15 protein-coding genes and 1 tRNA gene are annotated in these 17,977 nt (G+C 44.7%); 7 read left to right on the plus strand and 9 right to left on the minus strand.

Going from position 1 to position 17,977, the window contains the following annotated elements; translation table 11 throughout:
- Positions 1 to 16 precede the first annotated feature (16 nt).
- From FN831_RS04365 to FN831_RS04380, 4 genes are all read right to left on the minus strand, one after another.
- On the minus strand, positions 17 to 769 hold the full coding sequence (locus FN831_RS04365) for an SDR family NAD(P)-dependent oxidoreductase (protein ID WP_142526994.1): 753 nt from the start codon (positions 767 to 769) through the stop codon (positions 17 to 19).
- Between the two features lie 92 nt (positions 770 to 861).
- The gene (locus FN831_RS04370) at positions 862 to 1,449 is read right to left on the minus strand and encodes a Crp/Fnr family transcriptional regulator (protein WP_142526995.1); all 588 of its coding nucleotides are present in this window, start codon (positions 1,447 to 1,449) and stop codon (positions 862 to 864) included.
- A gap of 93 nt (positions 1,450 to 1,542) precedes the next feature.
- Positions 1,543 to 1,629, minus strand: a tRNA-Ser gene (locus FN831_RS04375).
- Positions 1,630 to 1,697: 68 nt separating this feature from the next.
- Positions 1,698 to 3,776, minus strand: coding sequence for an HD family phosphohydrolase (locus FN831_RS04380; RefSeq protein ID WP_394348275.1), 2,079 nt, complete (start codon positions 3,774 to 3,776; stop codon positions 1,698 to 1,700).
- Positions 3,777 to 4,348: 572 nt separating this feature from the next.
- Here FN831_RS04380 and FN831_RS04385 point away from each other — a divergent pair.
- From FN831_RS04385 to FN831_RS04405, 5 genes are all read left to right on the plus strand, one after another.
- Positions 4,349 to 5,680 (plus strand): sigma-54-dependent transcriptional regulator, encoded by a 1,332-nt coding sequence (locus tag FN831_RS04385; protein ID WP_142527214.1) that lies wholly within the window; start codon positions 4,349 to 4,351, stop codon positions 5,678 to 5,680.
- Positions 5,681 to 5,787: 107 nt separating this feature from the next.
- Positions 5,788 to 6,423 carry a (2Fe-2S)-binding protein gene (locus FN831_RS04390; protein ID WP_142526996.1) on the plus strand — a complete coding sequence of 212 codons (636 nt, stop codon included), beginning with the start codon at positions 5,788 to 5,790 and terminating at the stop codon, positions 6,421 to 6,423.
- Complete coding sequence (locus FN831_RS04395) at positions 6,420 to 7,406, plus strand: FAD binding domain-containing protein (RefSeq protein ID WP_142526997.1); 987 nt, start codon at positions 6,420 to 6,422, stop codon at positions 7,404 to 7,406. The genes FN831_RS04390 and FN831_RS04395 overlap by 4 nt, the downstream gene beginning before the upstream one ends.
- A 3-nt stretch (positions 7,407 to 7,409) precedes the next feature.
- Positions 7,410 to 9,644 carry a xanthine dehydrogenase family protein molybdopterin-binding subunit gene (locus FN831_RS04400; protein ID WP_142526998.1) on the plus strand — a complete coding sequence of 745 codons (2,235 nt, stop codon included), beginning with the start codon at positions 7,410 to 7,412 and terminating at the stop codon, positions 9,642 to 9,644.
- Between the two features lie 25 nt (positions 9,645 to 9,669).
- A complete protein-coding gene (locus FN831_RS04405) occupies positions 9,670 to 10,227 on the plus strand; it encodes a YfiT family bacillithiol transferase (RefSeq protein WP_246101338.1) in 558 nt (185 codons plus the stop codon).
- 20 nt (positions 10,228 to 10,247) lie between these two features.
- Here FN831_RS04405 and FN831_RS04410 read toward each other — a convergent pair whose 3' ends face one another.
- Positions 10,248 to 12,266, minus strand: coding sequence for a cation:proton antiporter (locus FN831_RS04410; protein WP_142526999.1), 2,019 nt, complete (start codon positions 12,264 to 12,266; stop codon positions 10,248 to 10,250).
- A gap of 266 nt (positions 12,267 to 12,532) precedes the next feature.
- Here FN831_RS04410 and FN831_RS04415 point away from each other — a divergent pair, with 266 nt between their 5' ends.
- Positions 12,533 to 13,426 (plus strand): aldo/keto reductase, encoded by an 894-nt coding sequence (locus FN831_RS04415; protein WP_142527000.1) that lies wholly within the window; start codon positions 12,533 to 12,535, stop codon positions 13,424 to 13,426.
- Positions 13,427 to 13,428: 2 nt separating this feature from the next.
- A complete protein-coding gene (locus FN831_RS04420) occupies positions 13,429 to 13,938 on the plus strand; it encodes a hypothetical protein (protein WP_142527001.1) in 510 nt (169 codons plus the stop codon).
- A gap of 29 nt (positions 13,939 to 13,967) precedes the next feature.
- Here the strand turns inward: FN831_RS04420 and FN831_RS04425 are convergent, their stop codons facing one another.
- From FN831_RS04425 to FN831_RS04440, 4 genes are read right to left on the minus strand one after another with little or no spacing between them, the layout of a single operon-like run.
- The gene (locus FN831_RS04425; RefSeq protein ID WP_221931264.1) at positions 13,968 to 15,824 is read right to left on the minus strand and encodes an ABC transporter ATP-binding protein; all 1,857 of its coding nucleotides are present in this window, start codon (positions 15,822 to 15,824) and stop codon (positions 13,968 to 13,970) included.
- The gene (locus FN831_RS04430) at positions 15,799 to 16,944 is read right to left on the minus strand and encodes a metallophosphoesterase family protein (RefSeq protein WP_142527002.1); all 1,146 of its coding nucleotides are present in this window, start codon (positions 16,942 to 16,944) and stop codon (positions 15,799 to 15,801) included. Before FN831_RS04430 ends, FN831_RS04425 begins: the two co-directional genes overlap by 26 nt.
- A 6-nt stretch (positions 16,945 to 16,950) precedes the next feature.
- Positions 16,951 to 17,592, minus strand: coding sequence for a DUF47 domain-containing protein (locus FN831_RS04435; protein WP_142527003.1), 642 nt, complete (start codon positions 17,590 to 17,592; stop codon positions 16,951 to 16,953).
- Positions 17,593 to 17,648: 56 nt separating this feature from the next.
- Positions 17,649 to 17,888 (minus strand): hypothetical protein, encoded by a 240-nt coding sequence (locus FN831_RS04440; RefSeq protein WP_142527004.1) that lies wholly within the window; start codon positions 17,886 to 17,888, stop codon positions 17,649 to 17,651.
- Between the last annotated feature and the right edge of the window lie 89 nt (positions 17,889 to 17,977).

The raw sequence follows: 17,977 nt of genomic DNA on the forward strand, positions 1-17,977 counted from the left end.
GCCGGTGAATAAAAGATTATTTAGCTAAGTAGGTCATGCCGCCATCAACAAGAAGTTCGGAGCCAAGCAGGAAAGACGAATCTTCAGAAGCCAGGAAAACTGCAGTTTTACCAATATCTGATGGCTGCCCGATCCTGCCTATTGGCATTACAGCTGCAAACTGTGATTTCATAGCGTCGATATGTTCTGCAGGAACGAATTTGTCAAATGCGGGAGTGTCTGTAGTACCCGGAGTGATTACATTTACCCTGATCTTTCTTTCCAGCAAATCGTTTGAAAAGCTTTTCGCCAAAAAGATTACTGCAGCTTTTGCAGCGCCGTAGAGCCCAAACGATGGGTATGCCCGATGTGCAGCATTTGACCCGATCAAAATGATCGACCCTCCATCATTCATATAAGGCAGCGCTTTTTGTACAGTGAAGTAAACGCTTTTCAGGTTAAGGTCCATGCTTTTATCGTAATCAGCTTCGCTCATATCTGCTACAGTGCCGATTGTTCCTGCACCGGCATTGGCTACCAGTACATCTATTTTACCAAATTTTTCGGCGGTATCTTTAAATACTCTTTCTAAATCGCCGAGGTCAGTTACATCTGCATTGATAGCTACAAAGTCATTGCCCAGCTGAGCAGCTGCATTTTCCAAAGTTTCGTGATTTCTGCCAACAATAGCTCCGGCAGCTCCTTCATTTTTAAATGCTTCGGCAATTCCAAATCCAATACCGCTATTTCCGCCTGTAATTACGGCTACTTTGTTCTTTAATTTACTCATGATCTTTATCATTTAATGTTAATCCAAAGATGCGGCGGTGCGGCGACCTGCATCTTATGAAAAGTCATTAAATACACATGATAAATGTCAATCTATTTTAAGGAATTCTTCCTGATCCGGCTCAGGGTTTCCGGTGTTAAACCCAGGTAGGAGGCAATTAAATTCTGAGGGAAGCGCTTTATGAAGTGGGGGTAATCGTTAACAAGTTCCTGAAAGCGTTCTTCGCCGGTTTGGCTGATGGAAGACTGCATTCTTTTGTGGGTAGCAATGGTGTTATTCTGGCTAAGCACGTTTTGCATCGCTGAAAAGGCAGGAATCGGCTTGATGAATTCCTCTACCAGGCCATGGGTTATTTGTAGGATCTCCATATCCTCCAGCGCTTCTATGTTAAAACGGCTTGGTGTCAATTTGTAAAAACTTTCAAAATCGGTCAGCCACCAGTTTTCAACACTTAATTTTAAGATATGCTCATGTCCTTTTTCATCTACCGTAAAGGTCTTGGCGGCCCCTTTCACAATGAAGCCGGTATATTTACATACATCCCCCTCCTGTAAAAAGTATTGTCGCTTCCGGATTCTTTTTGGTTTAAAATGTGTGGTAAATATTTGCTTATCATCCGCTGAAAGCGTTTTGCCGGAAAGATTTTGAACGTAATCGAAGAGCGCTTGATAATTGTGCATGCTTAGTGTCTTTGAAGAGAATCCATCAAAAATAAGAATTAAACTTAAAAAGCCTGCTAATCGTTAGATTGCAGGCTTTTTAAGCTATTTCAGCGGAGGAAGAGGGATTCGAACCCTCGGTACCGTTGCCAGTACGACAGTTTAGCAAACTGTTCCTTTCGGCCACTCAGGCATCCCTCCGTTTAAAATTGTTACCCGTTTTTCGGGATTGCAAATATAGCAATTCAAACATATTTGCAAAAATTATTTTACACGTTTTGCAGGTAATCTATACGTACATGATAGATGCTCATGAGCATTGTCTTGAATATCAGCTTTATAGTTTCGAGATCTTTTAGCGTTAAATCGCAATTATCTAATTGATTTTGTTCCAATTTGTAGTTTATGATGCGTTCTACGAGGTCATTTATGTTTTGGGCATCCGGATTTTTGATACTTCTTGATGCCGCTTCTACCGAATCTGCCAGCATTAACACCCCCGTTTCCTTAGAAAATGGAATAGGGCCGGGGTATCTGAAGATATTTTCATCAACAAACTTTTCCGGTGAATTTTTAAGAAAAGACTGGTAGAAAAAGTCTACACGGGTATTACCATGGTGCGTCCTGATGAAGTCGATCACACTTTCCGGCAACTGATGCTTCCTGGTGATCTCAATGCCTTTGTGCACATGCTTAATGATGATCTGGGCACTTTGTTCATAAGGCAGCTTATCATGCGGGCTGAGGGAGGTATTCTGGTTTTCGATAAAATACTGCGGGTTTTCAATTTTACCGATATCGTGGTAAAGCGCTCCGGCCCTAACCAGTAACGAGTTTCCGCCGATCTTAAATATCGCTGCTTCTGCCAGATTAGCTACCTGCAGCGAATGCTGAAACGTTCCCGGTGCTTTGAAAGCGAGCTCTCGCAGTAGTTTGTTATTCGTATTCGTCAGCTCGATCAGTGCCACATCAGAGGTAATACCAAACACACGTTCAAAAGCATAAATCAGCGGGTAGGCCAGCAGCGACAGCAGTACGCTGATTACAAAAGGCACAAAGTTGATCCATTCAATCTCCTGAAACGATCCTTCGCGCAGCAGTGCAATACCAAGAAAACAGATAAAGTAAGCGCTGAGGATAAACATTGCTGAAAGCAGCAGCTGTTCCCTCTTGATCAGGTTTCTGATACTGTAGATCGCCACCATTCCGGCAGTAGTTTCGTAAAATACAAACTCAAAGCTGTTGGGCACAAAGAACCCGGCAATCAGGATCACCAGTAAATGCAGGTACAGCGCCAGCCTGGTGTCAAATAGTATCCTGATAATAATAGGAACGATACAGAAGGGGATATAATAGACACTTGGCAGGTTTAACTTGATGGACCAGGTTAAGGCCAGCAGCATCGTAGTGATCACCAGAAGGAGCAGGCTGAGTTGTCTGTTATCAGCAAAGATATCTTTCCTGAACATGTATAGAAATACCATTTGCAGGCTCAATACAAATGCCACCAGTAGTATTTGTCCCAGGTAAACCAGTTTACTGTCACCAATAGTTTTAGTTTGGGCTTCGTATGTTTCTTTAAAGGATTGCAGTTTCTGGTAAGCTTCGTCATCGATCACATTGTTTTTAGCGATGATCACCTCTCCCTTTTGTACCATCCCCCGTGTGGTAGAGAGGCTGTTGATGGTATTGTCCTGCACAATTGCAGTCAGCTTCTCATCAAATACAATATTTGGCTGCAGGTGATCTTCAACAAGGTTCATCACCACTTCCTTTTCTTTCAGGTTCACTGAAGTAAAAGTATTGTTAAAATAATCCAGTGCGCTTTGGACAGTGAAAACATCCTGGGTACTTACAGTTGTAGAGATGTTATTATCGAGCAATGAGATATCGTAAAAATTTTTGCCCTTCTGGTGTTTGGGATTGGTAGCCACGATCCCTTTATCGTAGATACTTTTGAGCAATCTCAGGGAAGTGGCCTTGGTAAACTCCTTGCCTTCTTCAGGAAAAGTATTGCCACGCCATTTGACATCAAATTCATTTGAATAGGCTTCTTCCACATTGTTAAACAGATCACGGTCGTAGCGGTAGATCGGGAGAACGTTTTCCAAGGCATCTTTCTTGTCTGTATTCACCTGCGGGCTCGTTTTCAGGATCGCAAAACTGAATGGTGATATCAGGTCCTTATTTAGCCAGATTCTTCCTTTTTGAAATTCGTATCTGAAGCGGGGCTGTTTAGGCAGGAAAAAAGTAATGATAAGTACAGTAAGCGCCATCATAATATATTTAATATTAGAGGAGTACTTTCTGTAGAGGATCCTGTGAGAGTTCTTTTTGATCTTAGCCAAAATGATAAAATTGATTTGTCAAAAATAAGATTTTTTATTTAAGGTCTTTCTCTCCGGATGACGGTTTTAAATGAAGAGGCAAATTAAACAAACGATCTGATTTTAAATTAAATTGTAAACTTAAAACACTGGCAGCGACGCTTTGTTATATGCAGCAAACAAATTAGTTTGAGCGCTGTCTGCTTACCTGAGTAAAAGTAACAAATATCACCAGGAATACTTGCTAAATGAGCCTTTCTGATAAAATGTTTACCGGCTGATGCTCAGGGCAGGAGAGAAGAAAATTTCAGGATGAAAAAATCCGCAGAAATTTGTTTTACGTAGGTATACACAGAACTTCAAATAATGTTTGGATTATTTAAAAAAATATTTACCTTCGAACACTAACCAAAAAATTAACGGTATGATAACAGTAGTTTTAACTTCAGTACTAGGGATAATCGGTCTGGCTCGTTTACAAAAGAATGTACGCTAAAACCTTTTAAAAGATTTACAATTTTAAAAAGCTTTCATCAAAAATGGAAGCTTTTTTTATTATCTATTAAACAGTAATTTTGCTCAAATTCTTAACCATGCAGCAAAGTGTCCTGATTATTGACGACGAAAAAAAGATTTGTAGCCTTCTTGCCAGAATTATTGAACTGGAAGGCTTTACGGTTTTCCAGGCAAATACAGCAAAAGAAGGATTAAAAGTCCTGGCTGCACAGGAAATCCATGTGGTGATTAGCGATGTTAAACTTCCCGATATCAACGGTATTGAGCTGGTTAAACAGATTAAAGACCTGAAACCCTATACGGAAGTAATCAGCTTGACGGCTTTTGGTACCATCCAGGATGGCGTTAAGGCAATGAAAAACGGGGCCTTTGATTATATCACAAAAGGTGATGATAATGATAAGATCATCCCCCTGGTATATAAAGCGATGGACAAGGCAAAACTGCAGTTCCGCGTGTTTGAACTGGAATCCAAAATCCAGAAACAATATGATTTCAGCTTCATTCTTGGCCAGTCAAAATCCATCCTGCAAGCTATAGACCTTGCCAAAAGAGTTGCCCCTACAGGTACTACAGTTTTATTGCTTGGCGAGACAGGAACAGGTAAAGAGGTTTTTGCCCAGGCGATACATTATGAAAGTCCGCGTAAACTCAAACCTTTTGTTGCGCTCAACTGCAGTGGATTTAACCCCGACCTGCTGGAAAGTGAACTTTTCGGTTATAAACAGGGGGCTTTTACCGGTGCCCAGAAGGATAAAAAAGGATTGCTGCAGGAAGCAAATGAAGGTACACTGTTCCTGGACGAGATAGGGGAGATGAACCTTGACCTGCAGGCCAAGCTGCTGCGCGTGCTCGAAAGCCAGACATTTATCAAGGTTGGGGATACTCAGACCACAAAGGTAAACGTGCGGATCATTGCGGCCACCAACAGAGATCTAAAAGCTGAAGCTGATGAAGGACACTTCAGGCTGGACCTTTTTTACAGGCTATCGGTATTTTCGATTGAGCTGCCTTCCCTCAAAGAAAGGAAAGTAGATATCACCCTGATTGCCAAACACTACCTCAAACAGTTTGCGGCAAAGGTAAACAAACCTGATTTTATGATGGATGAACAGTTTACAGGCCTGTTGCAAAACCATACCTGGAAAGGGAATATCAGGGAGTTGAAAAACGTGATCGAGAGGGTAGTGATCCTGGCTGATAGCCATGTGCTGAACGCAGCGCTGCTTCCGTACGAATTTCATCAGGGAAATGTTGAAGGAGATGCGATGAAAATGGAAACCGTAGAGAAAATGCACATTATGAAGGTTTTAAAGTATACCCAGAATAATAAAACCGAAGCCTCGAGACTGCTGGGTATAGGGCTGACGACACTTTACCGCAAGCTTGAAGAGTACCATATCAGCTAAAACAACTTAGATTCATTCTATACTGTATTTTCTCTGTGATCACAGGGCTTTTCATCAAACAAATGGCCGAAATTAGAAGTTGATAGATCAAAATATAATGTACGCTAATGATAGAAAATAATACCCGGGAAAAGGAAGAAAAGGAGTTGTCAGGCAATTCGCGGCGCGACTTCCTGAAAAAATCTTCCGTGATCACTGCCATTGCTCTTACCCCGGTGGCTGCTGTAAAAGCATCTGATCTCAAATTAGACGAAAAACTCTCCGATGCCATAGAACAGATGCCGCTGAGCATCGAGATCAATGGGCAACAACATAATTTAAAAGTAGAGCCCCGGACCACCTTGCTTGACCTGCTCAGGGAACGGTTAAAACTGACTGGTACCAAAAAAGGATGCGACCAGGGACAATGCGGAGCCTGTACGGTACATATCGATGGCGTAAGAGCATTATCCTGCTTACAGCTTGCGGTAATGAATGATGGTGCCAAAATTACTACAATTGAGGGATTGTCAGACGGAGATAAACTGCATCCGATGCAGGAAGCTTTTATCAAACATGATGGTTTCCAGTGCGGCTACTGTACGCCGGGACAAATCATGTCGGCCGTTGCCTGTATCCATGAAGGACATGCCAATTCAGAAACAGAGATCAGGGAGTTTATGAGCGGGAATATCTGCCGCTGCGGTGCCTATGCAAATATTGTAAATGCAATTAAGGAAGTGAAGGAGGGAGGTGCCATATGAACAATTTCCAATACAAAAGGGTAAGCAGCCCTGCAGCAGCTATCGCTGAACTGTCTAAAGACCCTGCTGCAAAACTTGTTGCAGGCGGCACAAACCTGATTGATCTAATGAAATATGGCGTGATGGCGCCCGATAAACTCGTAGATGTAAATCATCTGAGTTTTGATGCCATCAAAAAAGAAGAAAGATCCCTGTATATTGGTGCTACGGTGAGAAACGCTGTAGCTGCCGGAAATGCAGATGTACTGAAATATCAGCCCCTGCTGTCGCAAGCCATGCTTGCCGGCGCTTCGGCACAATTAAGAAATAAAGCCACGATGGGCGGTAATTTATTACAGCGTACCCGCTGTGGCTATTTTTATGATATCAGTGCCCCATGCAACAAACGTGTGCCCGGATCTGGCTGTGCTGCACTGGAAGGATATAACAGGATGCACGCGATATTTGGCGCCAGCAGTTCGTGTATTGCGGTAAATCCCAGTGATATGAATGTGGCACTTACAGCACTGGATGCAACTATTCTGGTGTCCGGCCCAAAAGGCGACCGTAAGATCCCGGTCAGTGAATTTCACCGTTTACCGGGAACTCATCCTGAACTGGATACTACCCTCGACAGAAAGGAAATCATCACCGGCCTCGTCATCCCCGATAATAATTTTGCTGCACATACCACATATCTGAAGGTGCGCGACCGTATATCCTATGCTTTTGCACTGATCTCTGTTGCTGTGGCTATCGATCTGGATGGTACTGCAATCAGAGACATCAGACTGGCCATGGGCGGTGTGGCACATAAGCCATGGCGCTTAACAGAAGCAGAGCAGCTGCTGAAAGGCAAACAGGCAACGGTAGAAAATTTTAAAATGGCCGCAGAACTGGCGATGAAGGGAGCGAAAGCTTATGAGCACAATGCTTTTAAGTTAAAGCTGGCGCCAAACACAATGATCCAGGCATTAAAAACAGCCTCGGGCGTAAAAGCGTAGATTATGAGCAAGAAACATTTAGAAAACGCAGATATGGAAACGGCAATGTCACGTGTTGACGGCCGAGTGAAGGTGATGGGCGCGGCAAAATACACGGCAGAAGTACAACTTCCTGAGCTCACCTATGGGGTATTGGTAGAAAGTACAATCGGGCAGGGCGTAATCACTGCACTGGATACAAAAAAAGCAGAATGGGCACCGGGCGTAATTGCCGTGATTTCACATCTGAACACACCAGGGGTTCCTGAATACAAACTGCAGAATCAGGATGTGATCCAGAAGCAACTGCGTGTTTTTGACAGTCCCAATATATATTATAACGGTCAGCCAATAGCTGTGGTAGTAGCGGATACTTTTGAAAGGGCCCGTTACGCAGCTTCACTTGTAAAAGTGACCTACGCAAAACAGCAGTCATACAGTAATCTCGAAGACAATTTGTCGAAGGCTGTCGTGCCCAAAAAAGCAAAATCAGATCCGAAAGGATTTACTACAGATTTTCTGAGGGGCAAAGCAGAAGCATTCAGGGATGCCGAGTTCCAGGTAAACGAAGAATATATCCAGCCTTCAGAAGCACATCACCCGATGGAACCGCATTCCATTATTGCAACCTGGGAAGCAGCTGATAAACTGACATTGGTTGATAAGACACAAGGTTCGCAGCAAACGGCAGCAAGTATTGCCAAGTCTTTTCAGCTTCCTCCGGAAAATGTAAAGGTACTTTCTACCTATGTAGGTGGCGCTTTCGGCTCTGCGCTAAGAGTATGGCCCCATGAGATTGTGGCTATCCTTGCGGCAAAGAAAGTGCAGAAACCGGTTAAGCTGGTGCTGCACAGGAACCAGATGTCCTATATGGTAGGTTACCGTCCCTATACTTTACAGAAAGTAGCTATCGGAGCTTCTAAAGATGGAAAGATAGTGGGGCTGTCTCATGCCTCTTACGGAAAAACATCAATGTATGAAGAGTTCACAGAGAATGTGCTGATCATGTCGCGCATGATGTACGATATTCCTAATGTAGATACCAAATACCGCATTGTACCGCTGAATGTAAGTACTCCTGCCCCAATGCGCGGTCCAGGGGAGGCTACAGGTTCCTTTGCTCTGGAGTGTGCTATGGATGAGCTTTCCTATAAACTCAATATGGATCCTATCGCCCTGCGGCTGGCGAATTATGCCTCGCAGGATCCTGATAAGAAAATGCCCTGGTCAAGTAACTACCTGAAGGAATGTTATGAACTGGGCGCAGAAAAGATAGGCTGGAATAAACGTAAAGCGCAGCCTGATGCAAATCAGGAAGGAGAATGGAAAATAGGTTACGGAGTGGCTACAGGTACCTTTGGTGCTTTTCGCGGTGGGGCATCTGCCAAGGCTACCTTTAAACCGGATGGTACGCTGCTGCTGCAGTCTGCTATTGCGGATATAGGCCCGGGCACGGCCACTTCCATGACGGCGATAGCCGCTAAAAACCTGGGGCTGGCGCCTGAAAAGATCAGCTTTCAGCTGGGAAATTCTACATTTCCCAAAGCACCGATGCAGGGCGGATCAAATACTGTGGCAACTGTAGGCTCCGCTATCGTAGCGACCTGCGATAACCTGAAGGTAGAACTGGCTAAACGTGCGGCGGTGCAAAAACCGGAATGGAAAAACGCCATCGCTAAAAATATTAAGATCGTTGGCACCCAGCTGATCAATTCTGATGATGCTTCATCTAAAGTTGAAATTGCTTCGCTGTTCAGTCAGGATAATCTTGCAGAACTGGTGGTTAAAGGGGATGCTGCACCGGGTGAGGAAAGTAAAAAGTACTCGTTTTACTCTTTCTCTGTCCATTTTATTGAAGCCCATGTACATGAGCTCACCGGCGTTGTAAAAATAAAGAATGCAGTGTCTGTAATCGACTGCGGTACAGTAGTGAGTCCTAAAACTGCACGCAGCCAGTCGATGGGCGGTATTGTGGGCGGTATAGGCATGGCACTGATGGAAGAGGTGGTGCTGGACGACCGGACTGGCCGGACAGTGACTGCGAGTTTCGGAGATTACCATGTTCCGGTACAGGCAGATATCCCTCAGATGGATATGATGTTCGTCAATGAACGGGATCCTTACCTCAATCCGATGGGTTCCAAGGGACTGGGCGAGATCGTAATTATCGGAGTTGCACCGGCTGTAGCCAATGCTGTTTACAATGCTACCGGAAAACGGGTGCGTGATTTACCGATTACACCGGATAAATTAATTTAATATCTTTGGGCATAAACAATATGTAATGATGGGCAACCCGGAACAAGATCAGCACTTAGAATTACACAGCTACCCGGTAGGACGGTTTGTGCCAGCGGAAACATACGATCAAAAAAGCCTTGACCGCTGGATAGGTTCTATCAGATCAGTTCCTTTGTTATTTGATTACTGTATCGAAAACCTGGATGAAGCGCAGTTGAACACCCCTTACCGGGAGGGCGGCTGGACGGTCATCCAGGTGGTGCACCATGTGGCTGACAGTCACATGAATGCCTACATCAGGATGAAACTTGCAGTTACTGAAGAGCGTCCGGTGATTAAACCTTATGACGAAAAGGCCTGGGCTGAGCTTCCGGATGTAACCGATGTTCCATTAAATGTATCCATAACGCTGATCCATGCGCTGCACAGGCGCTGGGTTTCGCTGATGATGCAGATGACAGATGAAGACTGGAAGCGTGAATATTATCATCCAGGAGACCAGTTAAATGTACCGCTCTGGCAGATGGCCAATAGTTACAACTGGCATGGAAAACACCATGCGGAGCAGATCCTGTCACTGCGTACAAGAAGGGGCTGGTAGAACAGGAATTGAAATCAGGATCAGGTTTGTGGATAGATCAGTAATCTGGATTGCTTTTCAAACAGTTGCTCAAGCTTGCTTTGTGTATACGTTTGAGACAGCAGATAGGTAGCATCAACCTTCCTGTCGAGCACAAAAATGAGCAGATCGTCGGTCATCAATCTTGATTTCAGAAGCTTCCATTCCTTCCACACTTCAGTGGGGTTAAAAATAAAGTTGGCATTGGAACGCGTGGCAGAAAGGAAGTGTTCTATATGCAGCTGCGTAGGTTCATCGCAATAGCAGATAATATCCAGACTCAGTTCAGAACTCAGCTTGCATACCTTGGACAACCATACACCCATTGTTTTTTCCATCAGATCGGCAGGAGGGCATACCAGCTGGATACTTTTATGTACCGTGATTGGTCTTTCCAGATGGAGAATAAACAGATTTGCAGGAGAGTTTTCTATCAGGGCTGAGGATTTGTCGCCCAGAAACTTGTCAATCACAGTAGTACGCCTGCGCCAGCCTGTAATAATAATATTTGCAGATTTCTCTTTTGCAATGCGTAATACCCCGCTGGGCACATTATGGTCCAGTGTGGCAATAACTTCTACATCGGTTCCATTGCCGGAAGCATATTTTACAGAATCATTGAGTTTTTTTCTTGCAATAAGCAGGTTAGACTGTGCGTTGTCACTATCCGGAACTACAGACAGCAGGCTGATTGGCTGAGGGCTGTCCTTGTCTTTAAAGAGTACAGCCAGATCCAGCATCGCGTCCATATTGTTGAAATCAGCAATCGGGATCAGAATATTTTCAGCATAATGCTGATCGGGCCCGGTGATCTCTTCTGCAGAAACGATTGCCCTGCTTGCCCGCTCTGTCGCAAAGGAAGCCACCACACAGGTAACGAGGATCAGGATAATGGTTCCGTTCAGGATATTGTCGTCAATAATTTTGGCCTGATAGCCTACCAGGATGATGGCGAGTGTGGCTGCAGCATGTGCACTGCTGAGTCCAAAGATCAGTAAACGCTGATTTTTTGTGTACTTAAAGATCCACTGGGTAAAGGTAGCCGAAATATATTTCCCGATGATAGCCACCAGGGTAAGAGAACCGGCTACGATCAGGGCATCAGGTCCGCGGAACAGTACACGCAGGTCTACCAGCATACCTACGCTGATCAGGAAAAATGGGATGAACAGGGCATTGCCTACAAATTCGATCCTGTTCATCAGAATTGAGGAGTGTGGAATCAGGCGGTTGAGTGCCAGACCGGCAACAAAGGCACCAATAATTGGCTCTATGCCGGCCAGTTGCGCCAGAAAGGCTGAAAAGAATACAACCGACAGTACAAAGATATAGTGTGAGGTTTTTTCACTTTCCAGTTTGGTAAAGAACCATTTGGCAATCCTGGGGATCACAATAAATACGGTAGCTGTAAATATCGTTAAGGAAATTCCTAACTGAATCCAGAAAGCTGTATTGAGCTGACCGTGAACCGACCCCATGATAACGGCCAGAATGATCAGTACAGCAGTGTCAGTTAAAATGGTACCGCCCACACTAACTGCAACCGCTTCATTTTTGGAAATGCCGAACTTATTGACAATAGGATAAGCCACCAGCGTATGCGTGGCAAACATACTCGCTGTAAGAATGGACGTGAGCATGGAGTAGTGAAGCAGAAAATAACACACAGGAAAGCCAATAAGTATGGGGATGGCAAATGTGAGCAGCCCAAATACAAAACTCTTGTGTTTCTTACGTTTAAAATCAGCAAGATCAAGCTCTATACCTGCGATAAACATAATATATAACAGGCCAATGGTAGAAAACAATTCTATTGCCGAGTTTTTCTTCAGGATATTGAAGCCATTGGGGCCTATGAGTATCCCGGCAATGATAAAACCTACGATGCCCGGAATTTTGATCTTTCCCAATAGGATAGGGGCAATCAGAATGATGAAAAGAATCAGTGAAAAGATAAGGACCGGATTGGTAAAAGGGAGGTCGAATTGTTTGGTAATATGATCAAATAAATTCGTCTGCATAAATATACTGATGTTGGATATGTCCAGCGGATATTTAAATTTTATCCCATGGATGTTTGTCAAAAGCAGCAAAATAGTCTTTTTTTTGCTGGCTTTCATCTGTAAAATGTCATTACGGCCCGGCAGCTCTTTACCGGAATCACAGGATTAAAGAATTTGTACAGGGGGCTCAGCAAAATGCCCGAAGGGGACATTTTTCAAATTTATTTCATTAGCTACTCTTAATAATATAAATTGCAGTTAAGCCTTTTAATGAGTGACATCAAATGCAGTATTCAATTATAGGAAAATCTGATCTGAAGGTCAGCAGGGTCAGCTTCGGCTGTATGTCTCTGACCGGAAGTTCAAAAGAAAATGAGCAGATCGTTCATCGTGCACTTGAACTGGGCGTCAATTTTTTTGATACGGCCGATTTATACGAAAAAGGCGACAACGAGAAAAAGATAGGCAGTTTGCTCCGTTCGCAGCGCAACAAGGTTGTGATTGCCAGCAAGGCGGGCAATCAATGGAGGGCAGATGGCAGCGGATGGGACTGGAACCCTTCAAAGAAGCATATTCTTGCAGCCGCTGATGAAAGCCTGAAGCGTTTGCAAACCGATTATATCGACCTTTACCAGCTGCATGGCGGCACCAAGGATGATCCGATTGACGAAACGATTGAAGCTTTTGAAATCCTGAAACAACAGGGTAAAATCAGATTTTATGGAATTTCATCCATCCGCCCCAATGTGATCAGGGAATATGTGCAAAAATCCGGCATCGTAAGTGTGATGATGCAGTATAGCCTGCTGGACAGAAGAGCAGAGGAAGAATGTTTTGATTTACTGGAGCAGCACGGTATCAGTGTCTTAAGCCGCGGTGGCGTAGCACAGGGCTTGCTGGTAAATAAACCTGCAAAACCTTATCTTGGCTGGTCTGCAGAAGAGGTTGCGCATGCTGCGGGCGCTATAAATCAAGTAAAGGGTACAGGCAGCGCAGCCCAAACGGCCATCCGGTTTGTGTTACAGCATCCAGCTGTAGCGAGTGCTGTAATTGGTGTAAGGACACTGGCGCAGCTGGAAGATATAGCGCTGAGCCTGGATCTTCCCTTACTGACTACTGAGGAAATGAGCTTGTTAGCTGCTGCTGCCGCATCACAAAATTATTCTGAACACAGATAGATATGAAATTATCATTTGGTACGCAGATTAAAGATCAGCCTAATTACTTTCTGGAAAAGATATGGAAAGGACTGCTGAACGGCCCCGGGGATCTTGAAGAATCCTATTTTAATTACCTGGGGCGCTATATTGCCAAATTTGGTAAAAGCTGGGACGGCGATAAGTTTACAGAATTCTTTGAACCAAAGATACACACTATCCGCAGGGACCCGGATAATCAATGGGTGCCGGGAATGGATATCCAGCTGGTAGTCAATTTAAATACGATTGAGGAATTCCAGTTTGCCCCAACATTGAAATGCCAGTCGGTACAACGTATTCATATCGACTATTCACGACTGGTGAACCCCTTTGGGCCTGCTGTATTTATCGATTATCAGCTGCTGGACAAGCCCGCTCTGGCGAAGATGGTGAGGAATGATGGCTTCCCCACAGTAGCCGATTTCCTGATGTATTTCAACGAAGATTTTACGGGTAACCTGGTCCACTGGACCCCGCTCAGATACGAGTAATTCCAGCAGGCACTGTGCCTGCGATGGCATTAGCGGTAGCCCATGGCCTGCAGGTTAAACAGATCGGCATATTTTCCCTTCTTCAGCAACAGTTCTTCGTGGCTGCCAATTTCTGCAAGTTCTCCCTTTTCCAGCACCAGGATCCTGTCTGCCATCCTTACGGTAGAAAAACGATGGGAGATGAGTACTGCCGACTTGCCTTTGGTCAACTCTGAGAAGCGCTCAAAAACTTCATATTCTGCCCGGGCATCCAATGCTGCTGTAGGCTCATCTAGGATCAGAAGCTGCGCATCTTTCATATATGCCCTTGCCAGTGCAATCTTTTGCCATTCACCACCAGACAATTCTACGCCCTGTGCAAAACGTTTGCCCAGCATCTGTTCATACTGGTCCGGAAGTTTGGCCGCCAGCAGATCGGCCATGCTCTGGTGTGCGGATGAGGCGATCAGGGCTTTGTTCTCTTTTTCTTTAATGTTGCCCACCGCGATATTTTGTGAGAAGCTCATCTGGTAGCGGATATAATCCTGAAAAATAATTCCCATGTTCATCCGCAGGTCGGCCAGGTCATACGCTTTGAGATCTACTCCATCCAGTAATATACGCCCTTCGGTAGGATCATATAAACGCGCAAGCAATTTCACCAGCGTTGTTTTACCGGCGCCGTTTTCACCTACCAATGCCAGTTTTTCGCCCGGCATCAGGGTAAAATTCAAATGCCTGTTGGCCCATCGCTCTGAGTTGAGGTACTGAAAGCCCACATCTTCAAATGTAAAACCTGATTGGATTGGCCTGGGGAAGGGCAGCGGCTTCAGCGCTGTGGTAATCCTGGGCTGAATATCGAAAAACTCGAAGAAATCCCGCAGGTAAATTGCGCCCTGTGATACTGCCGTAAAGCGGTTCAGGATTACCTCCAGCAGCGAACGGAGCTGTCTGAAAGATGCTGCAAGAAAAGTAAGTTCTCCAATGGTTGCTTTTCCTGAAACAGTATCCAGGATGATCATAATATATGCACCATAATATCCGGCCGTGCCCAGCAGGGCAAAGGCGGTGCCCCAGGCAGAACGCTGGATGGATAACTTTTTATTTGCCGCGTAAAACCGGTCGGACAACATAGAAAAGCGCTCTATAACAAATCCCGATAGGTCAAATATCTTCAGCTCTTTGGCAGTTTCATCACTGGCGCCCAGGAAACGCAGGTAGTCGAGCTCCCTTTTTTCTGGTGTCTGCATTCTGGTGAGCGCGTAACTGCGGTCGTTAAAATGGGATTCCCCCAAGAAGGAAGGCAGGATAGCGATAAATAACAGCAGGATCAGCCAGGGATTAAAAACCACAAGGCCCGCTGCAAGAAATATGATGGTGATCATGTCCTGTACCTGGCTCATCACCTGTGAGAGCAGGATCGTACGGCCAACAGTTTGCTGACGGGCCCTTTCGAGCTTGTCGTAAAAAGCAGAATCTTCAAACTGGTCCAGATCAAGCGTTGCTGCATGTTCCAGTATCCTTATAGACGTATGTTTGGAGAAAAGATCACCCAGCAGGCTGTCGATCAGTGTAATCAGCCTGTTAAGCAGATCAGAAACGATCGCCAGGCCAAATTCCAGCGCTACAAGTTCCCAGAGCAGCGTAAGGTTTTGATGCTGCGGGGTTTTGCTTAGCAGCACCACATTGTCGATAATCAGTTTACCCACATAGAGCATGGCCAGCGGTGTGGCAGATCTGGCAATACGCAGCAGCATGTTGCCCAGCGTCATTGCCGGACTGGTACGCCATACCATTTTTAAAAATAAAGGCAGGTTGCTCAGCGCGGCAATCCGCTCCCTGAAGGTTAAATTTTCTTTTTTTGTATTTTGTAAGGTATCTCTACTGAACAGCCTGCTCGTTTTCATGGTTGCAAAAATACACAAACTCATCGTACAGATATGCATCCTCGCCCGGTTGCAGGCCTTCATGCGGAATAGCATAATACTTTCCGCCGATCTGATGCCCTTCTTCGGTTTTTGTAATTTCGATGTTCAGAAATCCATGCTGCATGGTGCAGAAGTTTTCCAGTTTCACTGTATCAAAAATGTCGCTTTTACTGGTGTACAGTACATCATCAGCTTCGGCCAGCCAGTGCAGTTCATCAAATCCGCCGGCACCGCAAACGATGTAAGGAGTAGTTTTACCTCCTCCGTAGCTTTTACTGAAGCGCTGGTAATTATGTACATGTCCGCTCATGACCAGGTCTGGATAAACACCTGCTTCATCAAAGGCATTTTCAAGGAAGGTGATCATCGGCAGACTGGAACTATGGTTAAAATCTGCTGAATAAGGGGCATGGTGCAGGGCGATGATGATTGCTTTTTCCTGGTGTTCTGCAGCAGCGTGTTTGAGTTCCTCTATAAACCACAGCCTTTGTTCTTCGGTAACAACGCCATATTTAGGTACGTTTGTGGCCAGGCCAATGATGTTGGCTACCGGAGTTTGAAGCGTCCAGTATACATTGGGCTGCATTCCGCTTTTGCGTGATGTATCTGTGCCAAATGGAACGGGGCGTGGGGAGGCACCGCAAAACACACTGCTGAACGGTTCAAGGCTTTTGTAAGGGACAGGGTTGAGCGGGTTTACATCACTGTCGTGATTTCCGGGAATGGCAAATATGGGCATCGGGTAATCTTTATAGGGAGTAAAGAATTGCTTTTCGTACTGATCAGCTTCGCCGAAATGATAAACAATATCCCCTACATGGTAAAGAAATGAGGGCTTCTCGCCGGGATTTTCGGGATGCAGATATTGTTTGCCCATCTGTTCGGCAATGAGGCGCTGGAAGGCCGGCGATTTTAGTCCTCCGGTATCACCGGCAACCTGGAAGATCATCTTATTGGGGTCCTGGGTTTGAATGCCGGCTTTAAGGCGGTAGGGGTATTTTCCCAGTGGACTGGGCAGCGGTTGAAATTTGTAGTTGTCGTCTGGCTGGTTTAATTTAAATAGCGGCTTGGTTGGTATACTCTTCTTTTCTGACAGCATCTTGGTTTACGCGTTTTTTATCAGGATCGATTCCAGCACATTAGCAACATCGTCACATTTATCTGTGGCCATTTCAAGGCTCTGGAGGATCTCCTTTTGTTTGATGAGCTCGATGGCGTCTGTTTCGGATTCAAACAGGTGCGCAATGGCAGTGTTGCATAGAGAATCTGCCTCGCTCTCTCCTTTGTTTATTGTAATACAAATATCGGCAATTATTTTGATATTCTTAAGGTTACGGAGCTCTAAAATTGCGGTTTCCAAATGTCTGCACATGTTGCAGATCAGTGCGCTAAGTTCAACGATCTCTTTGCTAAAGCTATTGATCCTGTACAGTTCGATATTCAGAGATGTGGCGTAGATATAATCGGCAATGTCGTCTATTGCACTCACCAGTGCGTGGATGTCTTCACGGTCGAAGGGCGTAATAAAGTTCTTGCTCAGCTCCAGGAAAATCGTATGCGATATATCATCTCCTGCCTGCTCCAGGCGTTCGGTTTCCTTGAAATGTTTGTTCCGCAGTTCCGGGTTTTCTTCTGAGACGGTTTTAACAAGGCTTTCTGATATTTCTACAAGGTTTCTGATGTCGCGCTCAAATAGTGGCTGAAACTTTTTATCTCTGGGGCTGAAGAAGCTAAATACTGAGTTCATGATCGTTCTTTTAGATAGAGGTAAAAATAAAAGAAGCATATTAACCCATCATAAAGTCAGGATGAGATTATCTGAAGCAGGTCTGATTCAAAAACCAGTTCTGGATCTTTAAATTGCCTGTTGAGGATGGCTTTCCGGATCCGGATCTTTCTGGCAGAGGTAACAATCACAGTTCCTGAGGTATTGAAAGTATGGGATTGGTAGGAACCAACGGAAGGATCAAGCTCATGAATACGCATCAGCAATTCATGTATAATAAAAACAGGTATCGGCACCCGGCAAAGATAACTTAACAAGTTAGTAATGTTTAATTATCATTTTGTTAATGAAAGCAGGCTGTTAACACAGATTTAATATTTGAATAAAAGGATTTAGCAGATTTTTT

The organism is Pedobacter westerhofensis (genome assembly GCF_900182595.1).
GTDB lineage: Bacteria > Bacteroidota > Bacteroidia > Sphingobacteriales > Sphingobacteriaceae > Pedobacter > Pedobacter westerhofensis.